Here is a 6943-nt window from a genome sequence, read left to right as displayed (position 1 = left end):
TTCTAATTTTATACTTTTGTAAATATTCTGAAGTTTTAGAAAAAATAGGCGGAATATTTACAGTTTTACATTTTTTCTTTAGAAAAAATAGTTATTGGAATGATATAATAAGTGGATATATTGTTTTTACTGGATTTAAAAATGTTTTAGGAGAGGTGTCATTGAAATATTTTACAAGAGATTGGTATAAAAAAATGCAAGTTTTAGAATTTGTAAGTTTTATAGAGTCTATAAAAGAATGGTCAGAAATGGATATACAAAGTTTAAAGGAAGAAATAGAGGAAAGGAAAATAGATTTATTAAAATTCCTTCCTGAATCGATATACTCAATTATACAAAACATCACAACTAATTCAAAATACCCATCTGGTGAACTGAAAAAACGTATGCGAGAGTGGTCAACAGATTATGAGAAAAGAGTGGCACAATTAGATCAATCATACGTAGAATATTTTAATTCCATTGAGAAAAAACTTCCGTCAAACGTCGCTCAGTTACACAAGACATCACTACACGATAGTGTAATTAAAGTAGTAAAGAGAGAATCAGAAGATACTTTGTCTATCGTATTAGATTGCAGTGGTACTTTTAGTGAATTTGATAAACTTGAAGTAACCTTTATAGGAGTAACAAAGTGTTCTATGCCGGAAAACTTTGAAAATGCTTGGTGGTTATATCATGAAATAGCTCTTACTGAAGATGGTTTTGAACTAGGTGTTTTATTTGACTCTCCATTTAGAGAAGTGACGATTTGCGCGGCAGATGTATTACTTGTGAAGAAATAATGTTGTATGGAGTATTACAAGCGTTTGACATAATAAAAAAATAAAGTTATTGTAGATACATGAAGTCTACAATGGGAGCTGTATTATGAAATATTCTAAAGCTACAAATTATGCTCTTCATACAATGCTTTTTCTGGCAAAGGCTACACCAAATAAGTTAGTTAGTGTTCACCAATTAGCAGAAATCCAAAATGTTTCACCAACGTACTTGTCTAAAATACTAACTAAGTTGACGAAGGAAGGGATGATACATTCATCATCTGGTCCAAAGGGCGGTTACTCGCTTAGTAAGAATTGGGAAGATATTTCATTTTTAGATATTATACATGCAATTGAAGGTAAAACATCATTGTTTGAATGTTGTTTACATGACAAACCTGGATGTTTAATTAATGAAGTAATGCTTGCAGCAGAAGAGAAAATGGAAGAAGAGTTACGAAATCAAAAAATCGTAGATCTTGCGAAAAAAATAAAAGTGGATTTTTAATCTGCTTTTATTTTTAAATTAATTAAGGATAAAAAGACTCTTCGATATCTTTAATTGTAGTTAGAAAATGATATGAAGAAGGAGAGAAGATGATGACTAAATTTTGGAATGATCGATATAAATCAGATGAATATTTTTACGGGGAAGAACCTAATACATTTATTAAAGAACAAGCATTTCGTTTAGCAAATCACAATAAAGTAATAGCTTTCGCGGAGGGAGAAGGTAGAAATGCTGTATTTCTAGCAAGACAAGGGAACGAAGTAACAGCTATTGATTATTCGGAAGATGGATTAGAGAAGACAAAAAAATTGGCAGAGAAGCATAACGTAAACGTGCATACAAAAAAAGTAGATTTATTAGCTGATAGTTTGCCAGAAAATGAATATGATGCAGCAATTATGGTATTTGGACATTTTCATGATAATTATAAAAAAATGATATTAGGTAAAATGATACAAACGATAAAGCCTGGTGGTTTAATTATGTTTGAAGTTTACTCAAAAAAACAAATAAACTATGGTACTGGTGGACCAAAAGATGTTGATATGCTGTATAATCCAATTGATATCCTTACTTGGTGTGAAGAACATAAGGTAATTCATTTCTTTAATGGCGAACAAGAGCGAATTGAAGGGAAAGGGCACACTGGTTTAGCTGATGTTATTCAAGTTGTTATTCGAAAATGAATATAAGTGTTAATGAAAGTTAAATGTATGAATGTAAAAGACCAGTCATGTAAGACTGGTCTTTCTATTTAGATACTAAATTATCAAGCTTCCAATATGTATCTGTTAACGGCGCTGCTTTGCTATCTATGTATAAATACATATTATTTAAATCTTTTGGTGAAGTTTTCAGTTCAAACACAACGTCAGTAGTTAAAGAGAATTCGTGTGGAACATTTTTATAGTGCTCGTCATCTATCGGATGAGCTTCACCTTCATATTTCTGACCAGTTTTTTCATCTTGTATGAAATATTTTATTTCCGAAAGATCAATAGTTTGTCCATCGTCCCGAACATTATTAATCATAACACGAGTAGTAAGGCGTCGCTCTTTGTCTATTTTTTCAAACTTTGCATTTTCAACTGTCGCTCTATAGTATTCGTTTTTAACTATTTCTCCATAGTGCATTGCATTCTTTTCGAGAGGGCTCTTTTCTTGTTTTGATGTAGTATTGCTATTACATCCTGTTAATATTCCAGTAAATAATAATGCTGTACATGTCGTTTTGATTAATGATTTCATAGTAATCCCTTTCTGTATTAAAAAGTAAAACATAGGAATAATTTTACATCAACAGGAAGGTAAATGAAAGTATTTTTGCGTAATATACAGATATACATTTATTCGGTTGGCAAATTAATGGGATAGAAAGTGGGAGAAGACTGTATAAAACGGAATAAATAAGAACTGAAAATATTGTAAAACAGAAGAGGCATACATATAATTAAAATAAAGTTTAAGTTTCTGAATCTTCAATAACGGTGGTGATAACATGTTTACTGAAGAACGTCGAGAGAGAATCTTAGAACTACTTAATACAGATGGAAGAGTAATCGCAAAGGAACTTGCGGAAAGATTTGATATGTCTATTGATTCTATAAGAAGAGATTTGTCTATTATGGAAAAGGATGGTTTATTAAAAAGAACGCACGGAGGTGCAATTGAACTTACGCGAGTGAGGAACTTAGCTGCGGAACCAGCTAAACGTTATAGTGATAGCTCAATATATGAGAACACAATTGCAAAAGTTGCGGCATCTTATATACAAGAAGATGATTCTATTTTTATTGGCGGGGCTTCCATTCATAATGCGATGCTGAAATATTTACCGGAAGTATCATTTACGGTTATTACGAATTCTATAGAAATAGCTGGTCATCTAAGAGAATATAAGAACATCGATACATATTTAATTGGTGGAAAAGTAAAGCCTTCAGGAAATATTACTGATACATTTGCCTCTGAATTGATAAGTAGATTTTCTATTGATCTTTATTTCTCTACAGGTGGAGGCATTTCATTACAAGGTATTAGTACTGCAACACCTGAAGTTGCTTATTTTAGTAAAAGAGTAAGTGAAATTGCTAGAAGAAATATTTGTTTAGCTCCGCATAATAAACTTGGAATAGATTGTTTTATAAGAGGAGAGTCTCTAAAAGAAATTGACCTTATTATAACTGACGAAGAGGCTAGTAAAGAAACTGTTCAGGAATTTGAGAAACAAGGTAAACAAGTTGTAATAGCGCCATTATATTGATTTGAAAGGAGTTTGACATGATTGTAAAAGAGCAAGAGTATCATATAAATGGATTAACTTATACAATTCGTTCTGCAGCTGAAAAAGATGCTGAGCAGTTATCGAAAATTAGAGTTCAGATTGATGGAGAAACTGAAAATATGGATAGAGATGCTGGAGAGGGATTTATAGATGACCTAGGGTTTCAAAAAATAATAAAAACAGATAGTGAAGAAACGAAGAATCTCTTTTTAGTTGTAGAAGTGCACAATCGAATTGTTGGATTTTCAAGATGTGAAGGATCAAATTTTAAGAGATTATCTCATAAAGTGGAGTTTGGCGTTTGTATTTTAAAAGAGTTTTGGGGATATAGAATGGGGAAGAGCCTATTACAACAATCTATTAAATGGGCTGACGAAAATGCAGTAAATAAAATATCTTTACAAGTATTAGAGACAAACGAGAAAGCTATTCATCTTTATAAAAAATTAGGTTTTGAAGTAGAAGGCATTTTGAAAAATGACAAAAGACTATCGGATGGAAAGTATTATAATACGGTAGTGATGGGAAGATTTACTAATACTTTTCATGAAAGAGGTGAAGAAGTATGTTTTACAGAAGGAAGTACTATGTAGTGAAAAATGAATTCATAGAAGTATTTAATGATCATTTCAATCACACGAACTTACCTAATCAATTAAAGCATGGTTCTAGGCTAATAGGACGCTGGATGAAAGATAATAAGAATGGTACGTCTGAAGTATTTGTCATATGGGAATATGATAGTTATGAACAGTATAATGAAATAGAATCGAAAATTAGAAGTGACGAGAGGCATATTAAAGGAATACATGAATGGTATGAAAACCATGGCGGGAAAGAATATGTTTTACAGGAGTACATAGTAGAGATGAAAAATGAAGAGTTAGTATGTACTGTAAAGTAACAGAGGGGTGAGGGATAAGAGAAATTAAAACAAAATTATATTTTAGTTTAGCATCCACTATTTTATTTGCAATAGCCGTGATTGTTTTCTTTATAAATGGTAATCCACAAAAGTGGTTTTGGTTATGTATTTTCTTTGCGTCCATTATACAAAATATAGTGCTACTAAAAAAGAATAAAGAAGTGCATTAAGATATTCAAATTATTAATATATTTGTGTCGTCTTGCTAGTTGTATTGAAAACGCTTTTATTCAGTTTTATAATAAAAGTATGTTTTATAAATCTCCAAAACAATTAAAAGGGAGATGATACAATGTTAGCTTCACCGTTTTACTTACATACATGGAAAAAGTTTGTTAATGAAGGTGTTCTTGATTCAAATCGCATAAATCAAAGAATTTCAGAATCGTGGCATCGATGTAAACAGGCTAATGTTAATCCTCACATGAATAAAGGTCAGAAAATTTTGTCTTCTAACATTTTTCAAGAACAAAAGAAAAAGAGTGAAATTTTCCTTGATATCGCATTACCTCAAATACAAAATATGAGAAAAACCATTGATGAACTACAAATGATGGCATTATTAATCGATCCAGATGGTTATGTTCTATCGTTAAGTGGAAATAAACAAACGTTAAAGCGAGCGAAACATATTAATTTTATTGAAGGTGTAAAATGGACGGAATCAGCTGTTGGCACAAATGCAATTGGAACAGCGCTAGAAATTGAAGAAGCTATTATGATAAGTGGTACTGAACATTACACCGTGGCATCTCATAGCTGGAGTTGTGCGGCTGCTCCCATTCATAATGATGATGGGAAATTAATTGGTGTTCTAGATTTCTCGTGTCCAATTGAATTTTCGCATCCATATATGCTCGGTATGGTAACTTCAATTGCACATGCGATAGAACGTGAATGTAGCATAAGAGTTCATCAAAATGAATTACACTTAATCCATCGTTTTTTAGATGTCATTGATAGTGATGAACAAGTAGTTATTTGTAATCATCGTGATGTTATCGTTTCTGCGAGTAAGAGCGTTCGTGAACGAATAAATAATTGGTCAAGAATGAAACTTGAAGAGTTAATGCACCATGGATTGGAAACTAAATTAGAGATACCAGTATATAGTAATGAAAGAATGATTGGGAAATGTATGTATTTAAAGGAAAATAAACAAATGAATACATATTCTGCTCTCACATTTATAAAAGGGATTACTTTTTCAGGAGTTACCGGGACAAGCAGAGCATTTCAACACACACTAGAAGAAATTAAGCTTGTTTCACCGACTGATGCTAGTGTGTATGTATGTGGTGAGACAGGAGTAGGAAAGGAATATGTCGCGAGAGCGATTCATGAAAATAGTCCAAGAAAAGACGGGCCCTTTATAGCTGTTAACTGCGGTTCTTTGCCTAAAGAATTAATGGAAAGTGAATTGTTCGGTTATGCTGAAGGTGCATTTACAGGTGCGCGACGTCAAGGATATAAAGGGAAATTTGAACAAGCAAACGGAGGAACATTATTTTTAGATGAAATTGGTGAAGTACCACCAGAGATGCAAGTAGCATTATTGCGTGTTTTACAAGAACGCACAATAACTCCAATTGGGAGTTCAAAATTGGTACCAGTAAATATTCGTATTATTACTGCCACACATAAAGATTTACTACGGTTAGTAGAAGAAGGGAAATTCCGTCAAGATTTATATTATCGTTTGCACGTTTATCCGTTATATGTTCCATCGTTAATAGAAAGAAAAGAGGATATCCCATATTTTATACAACACTTTTGCGAACGGAAGAATTGGAATGTTGTATTTCCAAAGAGTATATACAATCAATTTTTACAACATACATGGCCCGGAAATATTCGGGAACTAGTAAATGTATTAGAACGCATTTACATTTTGTCGCAAGGACGGGAAATATGCGAAAAACAAGTCGCTTTTTTGCTGCAAACAATGAGGGGAAATCAACAACAACTTGAGTTACAAGTTGAAAATAAAACAGAACATACATTGAATTTTCGTAAAAAAATACAGCGTGATAGCATGATTGAAGCATTACAAAAGACAAATGGAAATGTTTCGTTAGCTGCAAAACTATTAAATGTACCCCGTAGTACATTTTATAAACGAATGCAAAAATATAAGTTATAAAGTAGATTTTTGCAATCTACTTTTTCTTTGTGGGCTCATGTTCTGTCGGAATGTGCGCTTACCGGGGAAATAATAGAACAGTTAGAAATTAATTTCCGAAAGGGGGACTTATGTGAAGTATATTGAAATTGGCTTCGGAAATAGGTGGTTCGTTCGAACAGAAACTGAAAATAAAGATGGAACTGAATTTGAGGAACGAGGAATTATAAAACCTATTTATTTTGAGTCTTTATATGTACGAATTTGGTTTCGGAAAACGTGTTTTATTTTTGATACGAAAGAAGGGTTTAAAAAAACTAAGAAGAGGAGGATTGAA

The 6943-nt window shown here is 32.2% G+C and carries 9 protein-coding genes; 8 read left to right on the top strand and 1 reads right to left on the bottom strand.

Annotated elements, in window-relative coordinates; translation table 11 throughout:
* Positions 1 to 161 precede the first annotated feature (161 nt).
* From ABWK52_RS27830 to ABWK52_RS27820, 3 genes are all read left to right on the top strand, one after another.
* The gene (locus tag ABWK52_RS27830) at positions 162 to 785 is read left to right on the top strand and encodes a DUF4085 domain-containing protein (RefSeq protein ID WP_141537393.1); all 624 of its coding nucleotides are present in this window, start codon (positions 162 to 164) and stop codon (positions 783 to 785) included.
* A gap of 85 nt (positions 786 to 870) precedes the next feature.
* A complete protein-coding gene (locus ABWK52_RS27825; RefSeq protein ID WP_098541906.1) occupies positions 871 to 1272 on the top strand; it encodes an Rrf2 family transcriptional regulator in 402 nt (133 codons plus the stop codon).
* 89 nt (positions 1273 to 1361) lie between these two features.
* Entirely contained in the window at positions 1362 to 1961 is a 600-nt protein-coding gene (locus ABWK52_RS27820) for a class I SAM-dependent methyltransferase (protein ID WP_135238443.1), read from the top strand.
* A gap of 64 nt (positions 1962 to 2025) precedes the next feature.
* Here ABWK52_RS27820 and ABWK52_RS27815 read toward each other — a convergent pair whose 3' ends face one another.
* On the bottom strand, positions 2026 to 2523 hold the full coding sequence (locus tag ABWK52_RS27815) for a hypothetical protein (protein WP_098541904.1): 498 nt from the start codon (positions 2521 to 2523) through the stop codon (positions 2026 to 2028).
* A 250-nt stretch (positions 2524 to 2773) separates the two neighbouring features.
* Here ABWK52_RS27815 and ABWK52_RS27810 point away from each other — a divergent pair, with 250 nt between their 5' ends.
* From ABWK52_RS27810 to ABWK52_RS27790, 5 genes are all read left to right on the top strand, one after another.
* Positions 2774 to 3538, top strand: a complete 765-nt coding sequence (locus ABWK52_RS27810) for a DeoR/GlpR family DNA-binding transcription regulator (protein ID WP_098541902.1) — start codon at positions 2774 to 2776, stop codon at positions 3536 to 3538.
* A 17-nt stretch (positions 3539 to 3555) separates the two neighbouring features.
* Complete coding sequence (locus ABWK52_RS27805) at positions 3556 to 4152, top strand: GNAT family N-acetyltransferase (RefSeq protein WP_000635686.1); 597 nt, start codon at positions 3556 to 3558, stop codon at positions 4150 to 4152.
* Positions 4125 to 4463 (top strand): NIPSNAP family protein, encoded by a 339-nt coding sequence (locus ABWK52_RS27800; RefSeq protein WP_098541900.1) that lies wholly within the window; start codon positions 4125 to 4127, stop codon positions 4461 to 4463. Before ABWK52_RS27805 ends, ABWK52_RS27800 begins: the two co-directional genes overlap by 28 nt.
* A gap of 313 nt (positions 4464 to 4776) precedes the next feature.
* A complete protein-coding gene (locus tag ABWK52_RS27795; RefSeq protein ID WP_061655921.1) occupies positions 4777 to 6627 on the top strand; it encodes a sigma-54-dependent Fis family transcriptional regulator in 1851 nt (616 codons plus the stop codon).
* A 112-nt stretch (positions 6628 to 6739) separates the two neighbouring features.
* Positions 6740 to 6943: DUF3977 family protein (locus ABWK52_RS27790; protein ID WP_353772298.1), on the top strand; the 204-nt coding region annotated here is incomplete at its 3' end.

Origin of the sequence: Bacillus sp. AP50 (genome assembly GCF_040492675.1) — a bacterium.
Taxonomy (GTDB): domain Bacteria; phylum Bacillota; class Bacilli; order Bacillales; family Bacillaceae_G; genus Bacillus_A; species Bacillus_A cereus.
This window is presented reverse-complemented; position numbering and strand designations above follow the sequence as displayed.